Source organism: Rhizobium atlanticum (assembly GCF_030182485.1).
Taxonomy (GTDB): domain Bacteria; phylum Pseudomonadota; class Alphaproteobacteria; order Rhizobiales; family Rhizobiaceae; genus Rhizobium.
On sequence record NZ_JAQJCJ010000004.1, the window covers coordinates 123,534 to 145,099 of the forward strand.

The following is a 21,566-nucleotide window of genomic DNA, read 5'->3' on the forward strand; positions in this document are numbered from 1 at the left end:
GGGCAAAGCCTTATCGTGCATTCATGACGATTGCGACAAGGATTTGAGTGAGTTGGGGGAGGCGATCATTTTTCTACGAAAAAGGCGACGGAGCGTGGCTCGACGGTCACGCTGGCACCGGCCTTCTTCGCTCCCTCCGGCGTCAACTGGCGCCAGCCCGGCTCATTCTCTGACGGGAGCGTAAAGAGCTGGCGGCTCTCGGAACGATTGAAAAGCACGGCAAGCCGGGTCTGTTTGCCGCGCGAGGAGCGGTCGCCTGTGGTAAGCAGCATGCCGAGGGTCGAGAGCGACGGAGTCTCCCATTCCGTAACGGTCATCGGTTCTCCGGAGAGTGAGATCCATTCGACGTCGCCGTTGCCGGAAAGGAAGCCCGTTTCGGAAAAGACGGTAAAGCGGCGGCGCAGTCCTGCGACGAAAGCGGTGTGGGCGATAAGATCCTCGTTCAGCGCCTTCCAGTCCAGCCAGGTGATCTCATTGTCCTGGCAATAGGCATTGTTGTTGCCGCGCTGGCTGCGGCCGCCCTCGTCGCCCGCCGTCAGCATGATGCTGCCGCGGGTGGCAAAGAGCGTCGAGATCAGCGCCATGACGTCGTTGATCCGGCGCTTGCGGATACTGGGATAGAGGGTCTCGCCTTCGACGCCGTTGTTCCAGGAATGGTTCTCGTTGTGACCGTCCCGATTGTGCTCGCCGTTGGCGTCATTGTGCTTGCCGGCATAGGAGACGAGGTCGATCAGTGTGAAGCCGTCATGGGCGGCGAGGAAATTGACGCTGCGCGTCTCTTTGCCGTCGTTGCGGGAGAAGATGTCGGAGGAACCGGCAAGCGCCGTTGCGAGCGAGCCGGTCTTCCATTGGTCGCCACGCCAGTAACAGCGCAGATCGTCGCGAACCCTGTCATTCCATTCGAGGAAGGACAGCGGGAAGTTGCCGAGCTGGTAACCGCCCGGACCGATATCCCAGGGTTCGGCGATCATGATGCGGTCGGCAAGCAGATCATCGGCAAGGATCGCAGCGAGCGTTCCGTCGTCGCGCTCGAAGCCGCTCGCGGTGCGGCCCAGCACCGGGGCGAGATCGAAACGGAAACCATCGACGCCGGCGTTGAGCACGAAATGCCGCAGGCTGTCGATGACGAGGCGCCTGACCTCGGGATGGTCGCAGGCGATCGTGTTGCCGGTACCGGTGTCGTTGATCAGTTCGCCGGGGCTGTTTCGGGCGTGGCGGTAATAATGCAGGTTGTCGAGGCCGCGCAGCGACAGCGTCGTGCCATAGCGGTCGCTCTCGCCGGTATGGTTGAAGACGAGATCGAGGATAACGGCGATGCCTTCGGCATGGAGAGCGGCGACCGTCCTGCGCAGTTCCGCCATGCCGCGGGGGACGATCCGCGGATCGAGCGCCATTAGGCCGACTGGGTTATAGCCCCAGCCGTTGGTGAGACCGAGCGGCGGCAGATGGCGCTCATCGATCCAGGCGGTAATCGGCATCAGTTCGATGGCATCGACCCCGATCCGCTTCAGATGCGCGATAACGGAGGGATGGGCAAGGGCTGCGACCGTGCCGCGTTCGGCTTCCGGCACATCGGGGTGAAGGATGGTGAAGGGCCGCACCGCCACTTCATAGATAAAACCGCCCGGTTTGAAGAGCGGCTTGTCGATTGCGGCTGGGGTGTCGGTGGTGACGATCGCCTTCGGCATCAGATCCTGGCTGTCCTCGCCGTAGAGCCCGAGGCGGGAATCGTAGCGGAACGGCCGGTCGATTTCCTTGGCGTAGGGATCGATCAGCAGTTTGGACGGGTCGAACCAGAGGCCGTTGTCGGGCGCATAGATGCCGTCGGCACGATAGCCGTAGCGGGCACCTTGACCGAGGCCGTCGACGAAGAGGCGATGGATGTGGTTGCCATCGCGAGCCATCGGCAGGCGCGCAAATTCCCTGTTGCCGTCACCTTCGAAGAGGCAGAGTTCGATCTGCGTGGCGTGATGCGACCACACGGCAAATTCGACGCCGGTCTCGAAGACGATCGCACCCCGCGCCGAATTGCTGTCCCGCATGTCCCGCCCCGGATCAGGTGATCACGGTTGGCTCATCGCGTCCCGTGCGCTCACGAATGCTGGCAATGCTTTCGGCGGCCGCAATCAGATCGGCGAGCGCTTCCTGCGTTTCGATGTTGTGACGAGTCGAATCCGGCTCGTAGCGCTCGATATAGACGCGCAAGGTTGCGCCAGACGTGCCGGTGCCGGAGAGACGGTAGACGACGCGGGAGCCGCCCTCGAAGAGCACGCGGATGCCCTGATGCTCGCTCACCGACTTGTCGATCGGGTCGTGGTAGGCGAAGTCGTCGGCTTTCTCGACCTTCAGGCTGCCGATGTTCTTGCCGGCCAAGGTGGAAAGCTGGCTGCGGAGATTGTCCATCAGGCCATTCGCCGCGTCGGTGTCCAGGCCTTCATAATCGTGGCGCGAATAATAGTTGCGGCCGTAGGTCTGCCAGTGCTGGGTGACGATGTCGGCGACGCTCTCGCCGCGCACGGCAAGGATGTTTAGCCACAGCAGCACGGCCCAGAGGCCATCCTTCTCACGGACGTGATTGGAGCCCGTGCCGGAGCTTTCCTCACCGCAGATCGTCGCCATGCCGGCGTCGAGCAGGTTGCCGAAGAATTTCCAGCCGGTCGGTGTCTCATACATGCCGATGCCACGCTTTTCGGCGACGCGGTCGGCCGCGCCCGATGTCGGCATCGACCGGGCGATGCCGGCGAGACCGCCGGAATAGCCGGGGGCGAGATTGGCGTTGGCGGCAAGGATCGCCAGGCTGTCGGAAGGGGTGACGAAGATGCCGCGGCCGATAATGAGGTTGCGGTCGCCGTCGCCGTCGGACGCGGCGCCGAAATCGGGGGCGTCCTCGCCCATCATCTCATCGAAGAGTTCCTTGCAGTGAACCGGATTCGGGTCGGGGTGATGACCGCCGAAATCCGGCAGCGGCATGAAATTGCGCACCGAACCGAGGGGAGCGCCAAGACGATTTTCGAAGATTTCCTTGGCGTAGGGTCCGGTGACGGCGCTCATGCCGTCGAAGGCGATGCGGAAACCGAGACTGATCAGATTGCGGATGGCGCCGAAATCGAACAGTTCTTCCATCAGCGCGGCATAGTCCTCGACCGGGTCGATGACCGAGAGGATCATGCCGCCGGGAAGCTCGTCCTTGCCGATGCGGTCGAGATTGACGTCGGCGAAATCGGCGATCTTGTAGCTGTCGATTGTCTTGGAGCGCGCATAGATCGCGTCGGTGATCTTCTCCGGCGCCGGGCCGCCATTATTGATATTGTATTTGATGCCGAAGTCTTCGGTCGGGCCGCCGGGATTGTGGCTGGCGGAGAGGATGATGCCGCCGAAGGCCTTGTACTTGCGGATGATGTGGGAGGCGGCCGGCGTCGACAGAATGCCGCCCTTGCCAACCATGACCTTGCCGAAGCCGTTGGCAGCGGCCATCTTGATCGCCTTCTGGATGACTTCGCGATTGTAGTAACGTCCGTCGCCGCCGATGACGAGGCACTTGCCCTGATAGCCTTCCAGCGAATCGAAGATCGCCTGGATGAAATTCTCGGCATAATTCGGCTGCTGGAAGACCGGAACCTTCTTACGCAGACCCGACGTGCCGGGTTTCTGGTCCAGATAGGGCGTGGTGGGTACGGACTTGATCATTTTAGGTCACATGCCTTTCGAGACGAGGCTTGAATAGAGGGCAGCGTAGCGTTCGGCGCTCTTCTCCCAGGAGACATCCGATTTCATGCCTTGCTTTTGCAATTGGGTCCAGAGTTTTCGGTCCGCGTAAAAATGCATCGCACGGCGGATTGCCTGTAGCATGCCGGTTTCGGTCACGGGTGAGAATTGTATGCCGGTTGCCACTTTCGCCGCAAGTGCGGCGTGATTGGCGTCGATCACGGTGTCGTTCAATCCGCCGGTGCGGGCGACGATCGGCACGCAGCCGTAACGCAGGCCGTAAAGCTGGGTGAGGCCGCAGGGTTCGAAGCGCGACGGGATGATGATGGCGTCGCAGCCGGCCTGCATCAGGTGCGACATCGGTTCGTTATAGCCGATCGACACGCCGATCCGGCCGGGATGGCGGCTGGCGGAGGCAAGCAGCGCGCCTTCGAGCGCTGCTTCGCCGGAGCCAAGCACGACGAGTTTGCCGCCCATGGCGACGATCTGGTCGGCGACGTTGGCGACGATATCCATGCCCTTCTGCCAGGTGAGGCGGCTGATCACGCAGAAGATCGGCGCATCGTCATTGTCGAGGTGGAAGAACTCGGCGATCGAGCGGCGGTTTTCCTCGCGGTTCTTCAGCGTCGTCGGGCCATAGTGGGTGTGGACGACGGGGTCGGTCGCCGGGTTCCAGACATCGGTGTCGATGCCGTTGACGATTCCATGCAAATCGTCGATGCGGGTGGCGATGACGCCTTCGAGCCCCATGCCGAATTCCGGCGTCAGAATTTCGTCGGCATAGGTGGGGCTGACTGTCGTGACCGCATGGGCAGTCTGCAGGCCGCCCTTGAGGAAGCCGACGGTGCCGTAATATTCGATGCCGTCCATGGCAAAGGCATGACCTGGCAGACGCAGACCGGCAAAAATCTCCGGGCCGAACTGGCCCTGGAAGGCGATATTGTGAATTGTCAGCACGCTCGGCAGTTCCGGGGTCGGATAATAGCGCATGTAGACCGAGGTCAGCGCCGCCTGCCAGTCGTGGGTGTGGACGAGATCAGGCCGCCAGCCGGGCAGCAGTCCGGCGCCGATTTCGGAAGCGGCAAGCGACAGGGCGGCGAAACGGCGCCAATTGTCGGGATAATCCTTGCCAAGCGGATCAAGATAGGGACCGCCCGGCCGCTCGTAATAGGCGGGCGCGTCGAGGACGAGCAGATCGAGACCCTCATGTTCAACCTCGAGCACGGTCGCCCGCTCACCGAGCAGGTCCGGGAATTCGAGTCTGACGACAGGGTCGCGAATGACCTTCATGACGGCGGGGTAGCCGGGCAGGAGGGTCTTGGTCTCGACCCCGAAGGCTTTCAGAGCAATTGGCAGGGCACCTGACACGTCGGCCAGACCCCCTGTCTTGATCAAGGGGAAGACTTCGGACGAAACCGAAAGAACTTTCATACGTCAGATATCCAGCTTGTCGATCATCGGTTGGGTGATCAGGCAGATGCCCCCTTCCGACCGCCGGAAGCGTTTGGCGTCGAGATCGGGATCCTCGCCGACGACCAGCCCTTCGGGAATGACGACACCATGGTCGATCACGACGTTCTTGAGCTGCGCCCGCCGTCCGATCTTCACATTCGGCAGGATGACCGCCCCTTCCAGCTTGGAAAAGGAATTGGCCCTGACGCCGGTGAAGAGCAGGCTTTTGTTGAGGCTGGCGCCTGAGATGATGCAGTCGCCTGACACAACCGAGGAGGTGGCCGAACCGCGGCGGTCGTCGTCGTCATGGACGAACTTCGCCGGCGGGGTGATCTCGGCATAGGTCCAGATCGGCCAGGACTTGTCGTAGATATCGAGCTCCGGGACGATGGCCGTCAGATCGATATTGGCCTGCCAGTAGGCGTCGATCGTGCCGACGTCGCGCCAGTAGGGCTCGTGCTCGAAATCGGAGCGGACACAGGATTTGGCGAAGCGGTGGGCGACGGCCTTCCCGTTTTTGACGATATAGGGGATGATATCCTTGCCGAAATCGCGGCTCGATGTCGGGTCGGCGGCGTCGCGGCGTAGCGCATCGAGCAGGAACTTGGTGTGGAAGACATAGATGCCCATCGAGGCGAGCGCGAAATCCGGCTTGTCGGGAATGCCGGGGGGATCCGCCGGCTTTTCGATGAAAGCGAAGATCTCATCCTTTTCGTTGACATGCATGACGCCGAAGCCGGTCGCTTCCATGCGCGGCACTTCCAGGCAGCCGATCGTCACGTCCGCGCCGGAATCGACATGCTGCTGGAGCATGTATTCATAGTCCATCTTGTAGACATGGTCGCCGGCGAGAATGACCATGTATTCGACGCCGTAATCCTCGATAATATCGATGTTCTGATAAACGGCGTCGGCGGTGCCTTCATACCATTGCGTTTCGGAAACGCGCTGCGAGGCAGGCAGGATGTCGAAGCTTTCGTTTCGCTCCGGGCGGAAGAAGTTCCAGCCGCGCTGCATGTGGCGGATCAGCGAATGCGCCTTGTATTGCGTCGCGACGCCGATGCGGCGAATGCCCGAATTCAGCGCGTTGGACAGCGCGAAATCGATGATGCGTGCCTTGCCGCCGAAATAGACGGCGGGCTTGGCACGCCGGTCGGTGAGTTCCTTGAGACGGCTCCCCCTGCCGCCCGCCAGAACGTAAGCCATTGCGTCGCGGGCAAGTGGCTGAATACGCTTCTCTACCATTTTCTCCTCCCACCAGTCTTAATTTTCAGGTTCAAGCATGATTGTCGCCAAGGGCGGCAGCGTGATCGAGCAGGTGATATTGCCGCCGGCATCGACGGCCTGCACGCGCCCGCCATTGCCCTTCCCGCTACCGCCATAGATTTCGGCATCGGTATTCAGAATCTCCCGCCAGCGGCCTGCGGAAGGCAGGCGTAACAAGTAGTTCTCGCGGTAGACGGGAGTAAAGTTGATGATGACGACGATCGGCTTCTGGCCCGGCGCCTTGCGCTGCCAGGCGAAGACGGAATTCTCGCCGTCGTCGGCAATCAGCCATTCGAAGCCGTCGCCCTCGCAGTCACGCTCATGCAGGGCGGGCTTGCTGCGATAGGTGAAGTTGAGGTCGCGCACCAGGCGCCGCATGCCCTCGTGCATACGATATTGCAGCAGGTTCCAGTCGAGCGACCGATCCTCGCTCCATTCGCTCCACTGGGCGAATTCCTGGCCCATGAACAACAGCTTCTTGCCGGGATAGCCCCACATGTAAGCGTAGTAGGCGCGCAGATTAGCGAACTTCTGCCAGTCATCGCCCGGCATCTTGGCGATCAGCGAGCCTTTTCCGTGAACGACCTCGTCGTGCGACAGCGGCAGGACGAAATTTTCCGAATAGGCATAGAGGAGGCCGAAGGTGAGCTCGTTATGATGGTGTTTGCGGTGCACCGGGTCGCGCTTCATATAGCTCAGCGTGTCATGCATGAAGCCCATGTTCCATTTGAAACCGAAGCCGAGCCCGCCTTCATGCACGGGTTGCGAGACTTTTGGCCAGGAGGTCGATTCTTCGGCGATGGTCATGACGTTGGGGTGCTGGCCGTAGATGCGGGTGTTGAGGTCCTGCAGGAAGCGGACGGCTTCGAGGTTCTCGTTGCCGCCATATTCATTCGGAATCCATTCGCCGTGCTTGCGGGAATAATCGAGGTAGAGCATCGAGGCGACGGCATCGACGCGCAGGCCGTCGAGATGGAATTTCTCGGCCCAGTAAAGGGCATTGTTGACCAGATAGGAAACCACTTCGGTGCGGCCGAAATTGTAGATCGCCGTGTTCCAGTCCGGATGGAAGCCCTTGCGCGGATCTTCGTGCTCGTAGAGCGCCGTGCCGTCGAACCAGCCGAGGCCGTGTTCGTCGGTCGGGAAATGCGCCGGTACCCAGTCGAGGATGACGCCGATGCCCACCTTGTGGCAGCCGTTGACGAAGCGGGCGAAGCCTTCCGGCTCGCCGAAGCGGGCGGTCGGCGCATAAAGGCCGGTCGTCTGGTAGCCCCAGGAGGGGTCGTAGGGATGCTCGGTGATCGGCAGAAATTCGATATGGGTGAAACCCATGTCGACACAATAGGGGATGAGGCTGGAGGCAAGTTCGTCCCAGGACAGCATGGTGCCGTCCTGCCGGCGCTGCCAGGAGCCGGCATGCACCTCATAGATCGAGATCGGCTGTCGGCGCTTGTCGGTTTCGCGCCAGTGCTTCAGATGGGCCTCATCCTCCCAGACCTGCTCCAGCTCGGCAGCGGCGATCGAGGCGGTCTTGGGTCTGAGCTCGCTGCGGCGGGCGAAGGGATCGGCCTTCAGCGGCAGCAACACGCCGTCGTGGCCGCGAATCTCGAACTTGTAGGCGACGCCGAGCGGCACATCCGGAGCGAAGATTTCCCAGATGCCGCTGTCGGCGCGAAAGCGCATGACATGGCGGCGGCCGTCCCAACCGTTGAAATCGCCAACCACGGAAACGCGCTGGGCGTTCGGCGCCCAGACCGCGAAGTGGATGCCCTGCGCGCCGTCATGCTTGATCAGATGCGCGCCCATCTTGTCGAACAGGCGCAGATGCGAACCTTCACGGGCGAAATAATCGTCCATCGGCCCAAGCACCGGCCCGAAGCTGTAGGGGTCGGTGACTGCCCATTCGGCGTCACCGCGCCGGGCGCGGTAGCGCACCGGCTGCAGCTTCGCGAGCGAAACCGGCCCGGCGAAGAACCCGTCGGCGTGGAGCTGATTCAATTCGCCGATGATGCCGCCATCGAGCGTCATGGCGGTCACTTCCTCGGCACCCGGGATGAAGCACCGGGCAACGAAAGCCTCGCCGGCTTGGTGCACACCTAGGATGGCAAAGGGATTGGAATGCGAGCCGGCAAGGATCGCCGTGATTTCATCTGCCGAAATTTCCCAGGAAAGCTTTACTTCAGGGAGGGTTTTCGGCGTTTTCATCCGGCTCTCCAGATTTCGTCTGCATATTGCCTGATCGTACGGTCGGAGGAGAACCAGCCCATCCGTGCGGTATTGTTGATCGTCTTCGTGTACCAGGCCGCCTGGTTGGTCCAGATCTGGTCGACGTCGCGCTGGGCCTGGGCATAAGCGTCGAAATCGGCGGCGACCATGAACCAGTCATGCGAATAGATGCCGTCGATCAGCGCCGTGTAGCGATTACGGTCATCGGGCGAGAAGACGCCAGAACCGATGGCTGAGAGCGCCTGGGAGAGTTCGCGGGAGCCTTCGATAATGGCGCGGGGATTGTGGCCATCACTGCGGACCTTAGCGACCTCGTCGGCCCTAAGGCCGAAGATGACGATGTTATCCTCGCCGACATTGTCACGCATCTCGACATTAGCGCCGTCGAGCGTGCCAATCGTCAGCGCGCCATTGAGGCCGAACTTCATATTGCCGGTGCCGGAGGCTTCCATACCGGCGGTCGAAATCTGCTCGGAAAGGTCGGCGGCGGGAACCATGACCTCGGCGAGCGAGACATTGTAGTTGGGCACGAAGACGACCTTCAGCAGGCCGCGCACCGACGGGTCGTTGTTGATGGTGCGGGCGACGTCGTTGATCAGTTTGATGATGAGCTTGGCGTTGTAATAGCTCGGCGCCGCTTTGCCGGCGAAGAGTTTTACGCGCGGCACCCAGTCCAGTTCCGGATGCGAGCGGATCTGGTCGTAAAGCGCGACGGCTTCGATGATGTTCAGAAGCTGGCGTTTGTATTCATGGATGCGCTTGATCTGGATGTCGAACATCGCCGACGGATCGAGCTTCACGCCCATGCGGCTGGCGACGAGATTGGAAAGGGCCACCTTGTTGGCCCGCTTCACTGCGGCAAACTTCTGCTGGAAGCTCGGGTCGGAAGCATGCGCCTCGAGCGGGCGCAGCTTCTCGGCGTCATCGAGGAACTCATCGCCGATCGCCTCGCGGATCAGACCGGTGAGGCTGGGATTGCACTGCTGCAGCCAGCGACGCGGCGTTATGCCGTTGGTCTTGTTGTTGATGCGCTCGGGGTAGAGCTTGTGCAGGTCGGCGAACACCGTGACCTTCATCAGGTCGGTGTGCAGGGCCGAGACGCCGTTGATCGAGTGCGAGCCGATGAAGGCGAGATTGCCCATTCGCACGCGGCGGTCGCCGCTTTCCTCGATCAGCGAAATCGAGCGGATTTCGCTGTCGGAGAAGCTCTTGCCCTTGCGGGCATCAAGCAGGATCTTGGCATTGATTGCGTAGACGATCTGCATGTGGCGCGGCAGCAGGCGCTCGAAGAGCGGAACCGGCCAGCTTTCCAAGGCTTCGGGCAGAAGCGTGTGGTTGGTGTAGGAAAAGGTGCGGTGGGTAATATCCCAAGCCTGGTCGAAATCCATACCGTGCACGTCGCAGAGCAGGCGCACCAGTTCGGCGACCGAGACGGCCGGATGGGTGTCGTTCAGCTGAATGGCCACCTTGTCAGGCAGCGAGGTGAAATCGTCATATTGCTGCAGGTGGCGGCGAAGAATGTCTTGCAGCGATGCAGACGAGAAGAAGAACTCCTGGCGCAGGCGCAGTTCCTGGCCGGCAGGGGTGGCGTCGGCGGGATAGAGGACGCGGGTCAGGCTTTCGGCCTTGTTGCTTTCGCGCAGCGCGCCGATGTGGTCACCGGCGTTGAAGGCATCGAGCAGGATCGGGTCGATCGGCTGCGCCGACCAGAGGCGTAGCGTGTTGACTCGTTTTCCCCGCCAGCCCACGACCGGAGTGTCGAAGGCGGCGGCGATGACGCGCTCGGCCGGCTTCCAGACGTAGCGCGGCTGGTCGTCATGGGTGGTAATGAATTCGACAGAGCCCCCGAAACCGATTTCATAGGAGCTCTCGCGGCGCTCGAATTCCCAGGGATTGCCGTGGGCGAGCCAGTTCTCGGGCAGCTCCACCTGCCAGCCGTCGGCCATCTGCTGCCGGAATAGGCCGTGGACGTAACGAATGCCGTAGCCATAAGCCGGAACATTGACCGTCGCCATGCTCTCCATGAAACAGGCGGCGAGGCGGCCGAGGCCACCATTGCCGAGCGCTGCATCCGGCTCCAGGCCGGCAATGACATTGACGTCGACGCCGAGCGAGGCCAGCGCATCGCGAACCTCTTCCATCAGGCCGAGATTGGACACGGCATCGCGCATCAGCCGGCCGATCAGGAATTCGAGCGAAAGATAATAGACGCGCTTGGCGCCGGTCGCATAGACCTCGCGTGTGGAGGCCATCCATTTGTCGATGATACGGTCGCGCACCACCAGGATCGTCGCCGTCAGCCAGTCATGCGGCTTTGCCACCTTGGCATCCTTGCCGATGCGATAGGTCAGACGTTCGATGATTTCCTCAGCGAGAATTTCCGGCCTTGAGCTGCGGGGAGCGGGAGAGGGGATAACCGGCTTGGAAACGGTATTCATGGTCAGATCTCGCCAATTTTAATTTGGTATCAGGCTGTTATGCCTGATTTAATCGATTTGTCGCCTGCGCTTGCGACAGTTTATGCATCGTTAGGAAGCACTTGCAACAAAGGATTTGGACAAACGAAAAAATTGCGAAAGCTTCATAATCAGATCGCCGAGGAGGGTTGATTTCAATCGCCTTTCCCGATCGGACGGGTGGGCTATCGATAATGAAAAGCCGCGCCGGTTTGTTCCGGCGCGGCTTTTCATTCGGTTCCTCGCCGGCATCTCAATTCGTCAGGCGCGTCATCTGTGCGGAGGCCTTCGCTCCGATCGCTTTGAACGCTGCGAGGAGGTCTTCCATTTTTTCGGCCTGGAAATAATGGGAGTCGTCGGAGGCACAATAATGCAGCAAGGCCTGTCCGCCCGCCGGCGCCATGAAGGCGATCGTATAGATCTCGATGCCCTTGGATTTGGCAGTGTCGCATGTTGCCTTGGTCAGTGTGTCATATGAACGGCCGCCGCTGCTATCGTTATTATTGTCGCCGTCGGTCATGAAGACGATGTACTTTTTGGGTATTTGGCCAGTCTTCAGCTTATGGGCGGAATCTTCGGCGTCATTCCCCGCAGCATTCTTTGCCGTCAGGGACGAATAGGCCGTGTTCATCGCGCCGCTCGAATTCGTGCCGCCATTCGCCTGAAGTGCGTTGACATAGCTCGAGACCCCAGAAGTTCCCCAGGCAAGAGTGCTGGGTGTATATTGAACGATATCGTAAGATACTGCGCCAGTGCGCACGTATTGGGCGTTGGGATCGGCGCTGTTCAGCTGGCCGAAGAGATTGCCGGCGGCGATCTTAAGCGCCTCGATCTTGGTGTAGTAATTTGTGCGGCTACCGGTGCATTTGTCGTAAACCCACTTATCATTCTTGCTGTTGTAGTGAAGGTTGCAGTCGTAGGTGTATGATTCCGTCGGAACATCCTTATTAACGGTCGCGGTATCCTCTCCCATCGATCCCGATTTATCGAGCGCCAAATACATCGAGATGGAGCCCTGAGTCTGCGAATGGCCGCCGACCGTCGTGCCGGACGTCGAAAGGTGTTGCGTGGTGAAACCGACCGCTTGCATCAGCGGATTGACCTTCAGGTCGTAGCTTGGCGAAACCGTTACCTGATAGGATGTCGAATTTCCCGACGTGTTTGTCTGCACGGTAACGCCAGTCGCGCTTTTAATGTCGACGCCGCTTTGCAGATAATTCGCCATTTGCCCGGCGACAAAATTCCGCGCAAAGGCTTCGGCCTCAGAGGTTTGGATCGTGCTATTCGCTAGCGCGGTGGCGGTGGCAAGCGCCGCCGAATCGGCCGCCTCCTGCAATTGCTGCTTGGAGAGCAGCATATCTCCGACCTGAATCGCCAAGCCGGCGGCGCCGAGAAGAACCGGCGCCAAAATCGCCGTCATAATTCCGAAATTACCGCCTCGATCGCTGAACATGCGACGCAGGCAGGGACGCAAAATGGAGGTGCTCATCATGTTCACCCAACTGGAAACCCTGTGAGGTGATTTACGCACGCTGCTTCTTTATGCAGTCCTTACGGCGTCAATAGAATTTTAACGAATTGGCTGATTTTTCCAATTTTGGGATCATTTCAGCGGAATGACGTCGACCGCCTGAACGGCGCGTTGGCCGCCATAGCTTTTCAAGACGCCGATGACGGGGACGACGTCGGAATAGTCCCGGCCATAGGCGACCACAATATGGTCCATGCCGGCGGGGATGTTGTTGGTCGGGTCGAGTTCGATCCAGCCGATCGTCTCGCCGCACCAGACCCGCACCCAGGCATGCATCGCGTCCGCTCCTTCCAGCCTTTCCTTGCCGGGGGGCGGAATGGTGCGCAGGAAGCCGGAGACGTAGCCGGCCGGAATGCCGAGGCTTCTGAGCGCCAGGATCATGACGTGGGTGAAATCCTGGCAGACGCCGCGCTTCAGCCTGAACGCTTCGAGCGGGGTCGTGTCTACTGCGGTTGCGTCGGAATCGTAGGTGAAATCCCTATTGATGCGGGCGCAGAGCGCATGGGCGATCTGCATGGCTGTCAGCTGGGGCGTGACGCAGCTTCGTGCGTAATCGCCAATCTCGCGCGTCTGCGTCAGGCGCGGGCTGTCGCCAAGAAAGTGATGCGGCGAATCCGGCGCAAGTGACCAGACGCCGGATATTTCCTCCGGCAGGTCGGCAAGCAGCGGCGAGAAATCGGCGGCGATCGGCTGGCTTTCGACCTGCACACGGGCCTGCATGCGAATGTCGAGCGTCTCATGCGGCGTCCGCAGCATGAAGGAGGTGGCGGGATGCTGAAAGAAATCGACGAAATGAGACTGCTCGTCCGGCGTCGGCGAAACAGTGATCGAGCCGGCGACCAGGCGTTGCCGGTTGCTCAGCGACAGCGGCATCAATCGCATGATATGGCGAGCGCCGGAGGCCGGCACGTCGTAGCTGTAACTCATGCGGAGCGAGAGATCGTAAAGCACTGCCATCAGCCGAGATAGGTCTGGGCGAGCAGATCAGAAAGCTGCTCCAACTCGCGTTCGAGCCGCTGGTAGACCTCTATCCCCATGCCCTCCGGCGTCATTACCGCCAGACCGGAATGAAGCCGCATCGCCTCGCGGTAGAAGGGCGACATCTGCCCATTGATCAAGGCGTTCGGCAATTGCTCGACCTCATGATGGATTTCGTTCACCTGGAAGAGGACCGAGCGCGGATTGAGGGGGTCGAGCGCCAACAGGTCGGTGACGGTCAGCCTTGCTGTATTGACGTTGTAGCGGCGGCGGTGAGTCATGACGCTGTCGCCGATCTCGAGCAGCATGTCGAGCGCGCCGTCGGGCGCTTCCGGGCCGGACATGTGGCCGAGCAGGCGCGTCATGTGCAGGCCGCGCTCGATATAGCGGCCGAGGGAGAGGAAACGCCAGCCCATGAAGCGGTACATGTTCTCGTGCACGAGGCCGGCGAAGCCCGCGAGCTTGCGCAGGAGGATCGTCATCGCATGGCTGGCGTCATCGCCGGCAGTGACGGTGGCGTGAAAGCGGCGGGCGGTTTTGGCGAGATCGTTGAGGGCGAGCCAACCATCGGGCGAGAAGCGGTCGCGGATGTTGCTGGCGGAATAGACGGCGCTGTCGATGTTGCGCAGGAGCCTCTCGGGCACGGGCTCGGCGGTATCGATATCGACGGCCGCGAGATAGGCGGAGACGTCGGCGAGCAGCGGCTGGCTCGGATCGGCGGCTTCGGCATAACGCGCATGCCAGGCGCGCAGGATCCGCAACGCCCCTTCGGCGCGTTCGATATATCGGCCGAGCCAGAACAGATTGTCGGCCGCCCGGCTCGGCAGGCTGCCCGGCATGTTGCGGGTGAAGCTGCCTTCGGCCGGCAGCAGGGTGTGGCGCTCGACCGGCTTGTCGCTGACGATCCAGACGTCGGCGGCTGCTCCGCCGGACTGCATGGCGATCGCCGAGACGTCGGCGCCGGAGCCGATGCGGGCAAAACCGCCGGGCATGATCTGCCAGCCGTTTGCCGTGCGGGCAGCGAAGACGCGCAGCGACATCGGCCGCGGCATGAGTTTGCCATTCACCCAGGCGGGCGTCGTCGACAACGTGACGACTTCCTGACCGACCAGTTTCTGACCGTCCGAATTCAGCCAGTTGGCGATGGAATCTTTGGCCGTTGCCCGCAGCGACGAGCCGAGCACGGATTCGCCGTTGTCGTCGAAGAAAGGCGCACGGGAATAGGCCGGGCCGATTACCATTTTCTCGATATTCTTGGCGACCTGCTCGCGCTCTTCCTTCTGGCCGCACCACCAGGTGGCAATCGACGGCAGTCTCAGATCCTGCCCGAGCAGATGCCGGCAGATGGTCGGCATGAAGGCGAGAAGCGCCCGGGTTTCGAGAATGCCGGTGCCGAGCGCGTTGACGATGGTGACGCTTTCGGCGCGCAGCGCTTCCACGAGACCGGGCGTGCCGATATGCGAATTCTGGTTCAGCTCCAGCGGGTCGGCAAAGGCCGAATCGAGGCGGCGCCAGAGCACGCCGATCGGCTTCAGGCCGGCGACGGTGCGGACCATGACGCGGCCCTTGACGACGGCGAGATCCTCGCCCTCGAGCAGCATGAAGCCGAGATAGCGGGCAATGTAGGCGTGTTCGTAATAGGTCTCGTTGGCAGGACCTGGCGTCAGGACGGCGATGCGGTCGTCGCCTGAATGTTTCATGTCCTGCAGCGCATCGCGGAAGGCGCCGAAGAACGAGGCGAGGCGGTGGACGGGCGTTTCGGCATAGATGTCGGAGAAGGCGCGGGTCGTCGCGACGCGGTTTTCAAGCGCGAAGCCGGCGCCGGAGGGAGCTTGGGTGCGATCTGCCAACACCCACCAATTGCCGTCAGGCCCGCGGCCGATTTCGAAGGCGCAGAAGTGCAGATAGTGGCCGGATGCCGGCCGGATGCCGGCCAGCGGGCGCTGAAATTCGGGATTGGCGGCGATCAGCGCCGGCGGCAGGAATCCTTCCTCGACCAGCCGGTTCTCGCTGTAGATATCGGCAATGATCGCCTCCAGGAGGTCGGCGCGCTGGACGAGGCCTGCCGACAGCGCCTGCCATTCGCGCTCGTCGATCAGCACCGGGATATGCGAGATCGGCCAGGCGCGTTCGCCGGCTCCCTTGCTGCCATAGGCACGGTAGAAGACGCCGGCGTCTCTGAGGTAGCGGTCGGCGCGGGCGAAACGCTCCGCGAGATCCTTTTCCGACATTGCGCCGAGATGCGAGAGGAAACGCTGCCAGACGGGGCGGACCGCGCCTTTATTGTCGACCATCTCGTCGGCGGTGCCGGGAAGCGGCGCATAGCCGAAGGCCGCATCCTTGCCGATGCTGCTCTCCGCCTCTTGCCTGCGCTCCACTGCCGGTCTCTTACCCATCAAACCCAACCTCACCCTCGGCCTCTGCCCCCGGGTCTCAAATGCCGGCAGGCCGCCTCAGATCCAGCGTCAGCGGGAATTCCGGCGAACCCGTCTCGGCGCGCGGGATGAAACCGCCCGCCGTATGCCCCCACGGCTCGAAGCGGGCCAGCCGCCTTGCTTCCGCCTCGTTGCCGTTGACCGGGAAGGTGTCATAGGTCCGGCCGCCCGGATGGGCAACATGATAGATGCAGCCGCCAATCGAACGCTTCGACCATGTATCATAAATGTCAAAAGTCAAAGGTGTGCTGATCGGCAGCACCGGATGCAAGCCCGAAGCCGGCTGCCATGCCTTGTAGCGAACGCCGGCGACCGATACGCCCGACGTGCCGGTCGGCGTCAGCGGCAGGACGCGGCCGTTGCAGGTGACGGTGTAGCGCGCGGTATTGCTGGTTTCGAAGCGTACCTGCAGGCGTTCGACGGACGAATCGACATAGCGAACCGTGCCGCCGATCGCGCCTTGCTCACCCATGACGTGCCAGGGTTCCAGCGCCTGACGCAGTTCCAGCTTCGATCCTTCATAGTCGACCTCGCCGCAGAAGGGGAAGCGGAATTCGAGTTGGGCCTTGAACCATTCAGGGCTGAGATCGAAGCCGTTTTGACGCAAGTCCGCCAGCACATCGAGGAAGTCTGCCCAGACATAATGCGGCAGCATGAAGCGGTCGTGCAGCGAGGTTCCCCAGCGCACGAACTTGCCGTCGGCCGGTTTCATCCAGAAGCGAGCGATCAGCGCACGCACCAGCAGCTGCTGGGCCAGCGACATGCGGGCATTCGGCGGCATTTCGAAACCGCGGAACTCCACCAGGCCGAGGCGGCCCGTCGGGCCATCGGGGGAGAAGAGCTTGTCGATGCAGATTTCGGCGCGATGGGTATTGCCGGTCACGTCGATCAAGAGGTTGCGGAACAGGCGGTCGACGAGCCAGGGCAAAGGCTGCTGGCCGCGGCCGGGCGCCGGGATCTGCGCCAGTGCGATTTCCAGCTCGTAGAGGCTGTCGTGGCGGGCTTCATCGATGCGCGGCGCTTGGCTGGTCGGGCCGATGAACAACCCGGAGAAGAGGTAGGAAAGCGAGGGATGGCGTTGCCAGTGCAGCACGAGGCTCTTCAGCAAATCCGGGCGGCGCAGAAAGGGGCTGTTGTTCGGATTGCTTCCGCCGACGACGACATGGTTGCCGCCGCCGGTGCCGGTATGGCGGCCGTCGATCATGAACTTGTCGGCGCCGAGACGGCTCTGGCGGGCCTCCTCGTAGATGGCAGTGGTGATGTCGACCGTTTCTTTCCATGTCGAGGACGGATGAATGTTGACCTCGATGACGCCGGGATCCGGGGCGACGCGGATGACGTTGATGCGCTCGTCTTGCGGCGGCGGATAGCCTTCGATGTGAACGGCGAGACCGAGAGCGGCGGCCGCTCGTTCGGTCGAGGCGATGAGATCGAGATAATCTTCGAGCGTTTCTGTGGGCGGCATGAAGACGCAGAGGCGGCCATCGCGCGGCTCGACGGAAATCGCGGTGCGGACGTGGCCGCCGATCTCGTTCAACGATTGAGGTGCCGCCGGTTGCTGGCCGGTGAAGGGCTGGAAGTGCGCGGCCTGTAGCGGACGCCCGCTATCCTCGGCGAAATCCGGCAGTTCCGGGCGCTGCACAAACGGATCGAGCGGGTTGATATAGGGATATTGCGAGGGCGGGATATAGGCGAGGGAATTGAGCGGCAGACGATAGCCGACCGGGCTGTCGCCCGGCACGAGGAAGATGCGGCCGCGCCGCGTCGACCATTTCTCGCTCGTCCAGGTGCGGCCGCTGGCGCGCGCGTTCCAGGCCTGAACAGGCAGGACATAACCGGTCGGGCGGGTCAGTCCGCGATTGAAGACACGGGCGATACGGCTGCGCTCCTCGGCGTCCTTGAGTTTGGAATTCGCCGGATCGACATTCTCCGGCAGGTTCGCTTCCTTGGTGAGCCATTCGGCGGGATCCTCGAAGGCCGGCGCGACATATTCCGGGGACACATCCAGCTCGCCGGCAATCGCCGTGAGCAGCCGGCCGGCATCATCCTCCGTGACCTCATAATTGCGGCCCTCGGTGGCGACGAGATTGTCATCGGACCAGATCGGCAAGCCATCTTTGCGCCAGTAGAGCGAGAAGGTCCAGCGCGGCAGGCTTTCGCCCGGATACCATTTGCCCTGGCCGTAATGCAGAAAGCCGTTCGGGGCGAAGCGGGTGCGAAGCCGGCGGATGAGCGCGTCCGCCTTTTCGCGCTTGGTCGGGCCGACGGCCTCGGTGTTCCATTCGGCGGATTGAAAATCGTCGATCGAAACGAAGGTCGGCTCGCCGCCCATGGTGAGGCGCACATCCTCGGTTTCGAGGATACGATCGACTTTCTCGCCGAGTTCGTTGAGTTCGTTCCAGCTGTCATCGGAGAAGGGCTTGGTGATGCGCGGATGCTCGGCAACGCGCGAGACCTTCATATCGAAGGCGAATTCGGTTTCGGCCTCGCCGAAATAGCCGCCGGAAATGGGGGCAGCGTTGCGGTAATGCGGCGTCGCTGCAAGCGGGATATGGCTTTCGCCGGTCAGGAGGCCGGAGGTCGGATCGAGGCCGACCCAGCCGGCACCCGGCAGATAGACCTCGGCCCAGGCATGCAGGTCGGTAAAATCGACTTCGGTCCCGGAGGGGCCATCGAGCGCCTTCAGGTCAGGCGTCAGCTGAATGAGGTAGCCGGAGACGAAGCGCGCGGCAAGGCCGAGATGGCGCAGGATCTGGACGAGCAGCCAGCTGGTGTCGCGACAGGAGCCTTTGGCGTTTTCCAACGTCTCTTCCGGCGTCTGCACACCGGCTTCCATGCGGATGACATAGCCGATCTGCCGCTGCAGGCGGGCGTTCAAACCGACGACCATATCGATCGTCGGCTGGCCCGGCGACCAATCGAGCGTCGGCAGCAGTGCCTTGAGACGCGGGCCGGCGGGCTCCGGCGTCATGTAGATCGACAGATCCTCACGGATGGTTTCAGGATAGTCGAACGGCCACTTTGTCGCCTCCTCCTCTACGAAGAAATCGAAGGGATTGTAGACCGTCATGTCGGCGACCAGGTCGACCTCGATCTTGAACTCGGTCACGGGATCGGGGAAGACGTAGCGGGCGAGGTAATTGCCGTAGGGGTCCTGCTGGAGGTTGACGAAGTGGTTGGAGGGCGAGACCTTCAACGAGTGGCTGAGCACCCGCGTCTTCGAATGCGAGGCCGGTTTCAACCGGATGATCTGTGGGCCGAGGCGGACCGGTTTGTCGTAGGTATAATGCGTCAGATGATAGATGCTGGCTTTGATCGACATATTTCTCTTTTTATCCGGCGCGCATCATTGTGCGGCTTGCTGTTCCCGAAGTCAGTGTGTGCAATGCAGCGAAAGAAAGCAAGGGCCGAACGTCGAGGACCCGGCGGCTTTTACGCCGCTTTGGCGAAGGTGACCGCCGCCTTCAGACCCTTGCCGCCCGCGCCCGGTTCCAGCGTCAGGGCGGCGTTGAAAAGATTGGCGATTTCTTCGACGATCGGCAGGCCGAGGCCGGCGCCGGGCGCGCCGGAATCATTGCCGCGCGAAAAGCGCCTGCGGACCGCCTCCAGCTTCTCGCTGGGAATACCGGGACCATTGTCCTCGACTTCGAGGCGAACCGTGTCGGCGGCTGCGATGATGCGGACGGTGACCTCAGCCCCTTTGCCGGCATAGGCGATGGCGTTGCCGGCGAGATTGCGCAGCATCTCGCCGATCAGCAGCGGCTCGGCGCGGATCATGGCCGGGCTTTCGCCTTCGAAGCCGAGATCGATACCGGCGACGGCGGCCGCTGGGATCTGCTCGCCGGTGATTTCCTGAGCGATTGCCGCAAGGTCGATGGCGGAGGCGGTCAGCGCCTCCTTGGCCGTGGCGGCATCGATCTTCGCCATCAGGAGAAGCTGAGTAAGGATGCGCTCGGCATGCGCCACGGCCTGGTCTCCCTTCAGCGCCGCCGCATGGGCTTCATCGAGCGCGCCGGCGCGGGCGGAAAGGGCGAGCTGGGTGCGGATGATCGCTAAGGGCGTGCGCAACTGATGGCTGGCATTGCCGGTGAAATTGCGCAGCGCATCGAGGGCCGACTGCAGGCGGACCATGAAAGAGTTCACCGTATCAACCAGCGGCTCGACTTCGCTCGGCACGGTTTGTTCGATCGGATGCAGATCGTCAGGGCTGCGTTCGCCGATAGCGTCGCCGAGCTTGTAGAGCGGGCGGAGCGCCACCGTGACCGATATCCAGACGATCACCGCCGCGCCTAGGATCATGAAGGCGAGACGCAGCGCTGAACGTACGAGAATCGCCTGCGTCAATTGCCGACGGGCGATGGTGGTTTCGGCGACCGTCACAACGAAGGGCACGGAGCGGATGCCCGTCGAGGCCGAGCGCTCGAGAGTGGCGATGCGGATCGGTTCGCCGCGGAAGCTGTCGTCGGCAAAGGCCGCGGCATTGCCGGGCGTTTTCTTCAGGACCGGCAGGGATTGATAGCCGGTGATGAATTGACCCGGAGGGCCGTCAACACGGTAGAAGACCCGGTCCTGCGCCGCCGAGGTCAGCATTTCAAGAGCGACATAGGGAATGTCGACCTGCAATGTCCCGTCTTCGGCGACGACGACGCGTTCGGCAATTGCCAGAGCAGAGCCGGCGAGCACGCGGTCGGAGACGATATTCGACGTCTGGACCGCTTCGCGATAGGTATCGGCGAGCGCCAGCGTGCCGATGACGGCGGTCGAGATCAGCAGCCAGAAGAGCAGCCGGCGCCTGAGGGAGTAGGCGGCTTTCATGAGGCCCCGGGCAGCTTGTCGAGATAGTATCCGATGCCGCGGGCAGTCTTGACCGTCAGGCCGTGCGGCGAGAGGCGTTTCCTCAGCCGGCTGACGTATTGCTCGATCGCGTTTGCGGAAATATCGTCGTCGAAGGCCGTCAGCGACTGGATGATCGCCTCCTTGGCCACGACCTTGCCGGCCCGCATGAAGAGGATTTCGAGCAAGCCGAGTTCGCGGGCGGGAATATCAAGCGGGGTATCGCCTGATGAAAAGGTGCGGGAATTGAGGTCGAAGGAAATGCCGCCGAAACCGACGGTCGCTGAACGCAGCCCGGCCTGGCGGCGCAGCAGCACGCGTACGCGGGCCTCGAATTCGGTAATATCGAACGGTTTGATCAGATAATCGTCGGCGCCGAGATCGAGACCCTTCACCCGTTCTTCCGGCGTGCCCCGCGCCGTCAGGATCAGGACGGCTGCTTGGTTCTGCCGGGCGCGCATGGCGCGCAGCACGTCGAGCCCGTCCATCTCGGGCAGGTTGAGGTCGAGAATGACAAGATCGAAATTTTCCGCGGCGATAACCGCATTTGCGGATGCGCCGTCATGCACGACGTCGACGGCATGGCCCGTGCCGCGCAAAATCGCCGACAGGCCGTCGGCCAACGCGATATTATCTTCTGTGAGCAGGATGCGCACGGATGTTCCCTCTGTTTTCAAAGGAGAT

12 protein-coding genes are annotated in these 21,566 nt (G+C 61.9%); all 12 read right to left on the bottom strand.

Features of this window, described 5'->3' with window-relative positions:
- Positions 1 to 65: 65 nt before the first annotated feature.
- On the bottom strand, positions 66 to 2,042 hold the full coding sequence (gene glgX, locus PH551_RS07845) for a glycogen debranching protein GlgX (RefSeq protein WP_285192534.1): 1,977 nt from the start codon (positions 2,040 to 2,042) through the stop codon (positions 66 to 68).
- 13 nt (positions 2,043 to 2,055) lie between these two features.
- On the bottom strand, positions 2,056 to 3,687 hold the full coding sequence (locus tag PH551_RS07850) for an alpha-D-glucose phosphate-specific phosphoglucomutase (protein ID WP_085779474.1): 1,632 nt from the start codon (positions 3,685 to 3,687) through the stop codon (positions 2,056 to 2,058).
- A gap of 6 nt (positions 3,688 to 3,693) precedes the next feature.
- Positions 3,694 to 5,136 carry a glycogen synthase GlgA gene (gene glgA / locus PH551_RS07855; protein WP_085779473.1) on the bottom strand — a complete coding sequence of 481 codons (1,443 nt, stop codon included), beginning with the start codon at positions 5,134 to 5,136 and terminating at the stop codon, positions 3,694 to 3,696.
- A gap of 3 nt (positions 5,137 to 5,139) precedes the next feature.
- On the bottom strand, positions 5,140 to 6,402 hold the full coding sequence (glgC, locus tag PH551_RS07860; RefSeq protein WP_285192535.1) for a glucose-1-phosphate adenylyltransferase: 1,263 nt from the start codon (positions 6,400 to 6,402) through the stop codon (positions 5,140 to 5,142).
- A gap of 18 nt (positions 6,403 to 6,420) precedes the next feature.
- Positions 6,421 to 8,628: a 1,4-alpha-glucan branching protein GlgB gene (gene glgB, locus PH551_RS07865; RefSeq protein WP_285192536.1), complete on the bottom strand. Its 2,208-nt coding sequence runs from the start codon at positions 8,626 to 8,628 to the stop codon at positions 6,421 to 6,423.
- Positions 8,625 to 11,087, bottom strand: a complete 2,463-nt coding sequence (locus PH551_RS07870; RefSeq protein ID WP_285192537.1) for a glycogen/starch/alpha-glucan phosphorylase — start codon at positions 11,085 to 11,087, stop codon at positions 8,625 to 8,627. The genes glgB and PH551_RS07870 overlap by 4 nt, the downstream gene beginning before the upstream one ends.
- A 271-nt stretch (positions 11,088 to 11,358) precedes the next feature.
- On the bottom strand, positions 11,359 to 12,594 hold the full coding sequence (locus tag PH551_RS07875) for a pilus assembly protein (protein WP_285192538.1): 1,236 nt from the start codon (positions 12,592 to 12,594) through the stop codon (positions 11,359 to 11,361).
- Between the two features lie 114 nt (positions 12,595 to 12,708).
- Positions 12,709 to 13,596 (bottom strand): transglutaminase family protein, encoded by an 888-nt coding sequence (locus tag PH551_RS07880; RefSeq protein WP_285192704.1) that lies wholly within the window; start codon positions 13,594 to 13,596, stop codon positions 12,709 to 12,711.
- The gene (locus PH551_RS07885; RefSeq protein WP_285192539.1) at positions 13,593 to 16,010 is read right to left on the bottom strand and encodes a circularly permuted type 2 ATP-grasp protein; all 2,418 of its coding nucleotides are present in this window, start codon (positions 16,008 to 16,010) and stop codon (positions 13,593 to 13,595) included. Before PH551_RS07885 ends, PH551_RS07880 begins: the two co-directional genes overlap by 4 nt.
- 37 nt (positions 16,011 to 16,047) lie before the next feature.
- Positions 16,048 to 19,371, bottom strand: coding sequence for a transglutaminase family protein (locus tag PH551_RS07890; protein ID WP_285192540.1), 3,324 nt, complete (start codon positions 19,369 to 19,371; stop codon positions 16,048 to 16,050).
- Between the two features lie 110 nt (positions 19,372 to 19,481).
- Positions 19,482 to 20,864, bottom strand: coding sequence for a sensor histidine kinase (locus tag PH551_RS07895; protein ID WP_285192541.1), 1,383 nt, complete (start codon positions 20,862 to 20,864; stop codon positions 19,482 to 19,484).
- The gene (locus PH551_RS07900) at positions 20,861 to 21,538 is read right to left on the bottom strand and encodes a response regulator (protein WP_085779464.1); all 678 of its coding nucleotides are present in this window, start codon (positions 21,536 to 21,538) and stop codon (positions 20,861 to 20,863) included. Before PH551_RS07900 ends, PH551_RS07895 begins: the two co-directional genes overlap by 4 nt.
- Between the last annotated feature and the right edge of the window lie 28 nt (positions 21,539 to 21,566).

Bases quoted from the DNA above. Each gene is read 5' to 3' on its own strand.
- PH551_RS07890 (WP_285192540.1), bottom strand. From the start codon at position 19,371: ATGTCGATCAAAGCCAGCATCTATCATCTGACGCATTATACCTACGAC.
- PH551_RS07870 (WP_285192537.1), bottom strand. From the start codon at position 11,087: ATGAATACCGTTTCCAAGCCGGTTATCCCCTCTCCCGCTCCCCGCAGC.
- glgX (WP_285192534.1), bottom strand. From the start codon at position 2,042: ATGCGGGACAGCAATTCGGCGCGGGGTGCGATCGTCTTCGAGACCGGC.
- PH551_RS07850 (WP_085779474.1), bottom strand. From the start codon at position 3,687: ATGATCAAGTCCGTACCCACCACGCCCTATCTGGACCAGAAACCCGGC.
- glgC (WP_285192535.1), bottom strand. From the start codon at position 6,402: ATGGTAGAGAAGCGTATTCAGCCACTTGCCCGCGACGCAATGGCTTAC.
- glgB (WP_285192536.1), bottom strand. From the start codon at position 8,628: ATGAAAACGCCGAAAACCCTCCCTGAAGTAAAGCTTTCCTGGGAAATT.
- PH551_RS07875 (WP_285192538.1), bottom strand. From the start codon at position 12,594: ATGAGCACCTCCATTTTGCGTCCCTGCCTGCGTCGCATGTTCAGCGAT.
- PH551_RS07895 (WP_285192541.1), bottom strand. From the start codon at position 20,864: ATGAAAGCCGCCTACTCCCTCAGGCGCCGGCTGCTCTTCTGGCTGCTG.
- PH551_RS07885 (WP_285192539.1), bottom strand. From the start codon at position 16,010: ATGGGTAAGAGACCGGCAGTGGAGCGCAGGCAAGAGGCGGAGAGCAGC.
- glgA (WP_085779473.1), bottom strand. From the start codon at position 5,136: ATGAAAGTTCTTTCGGTTTCGTCCGAAGTCTTCCCCTTGATCAAGACA.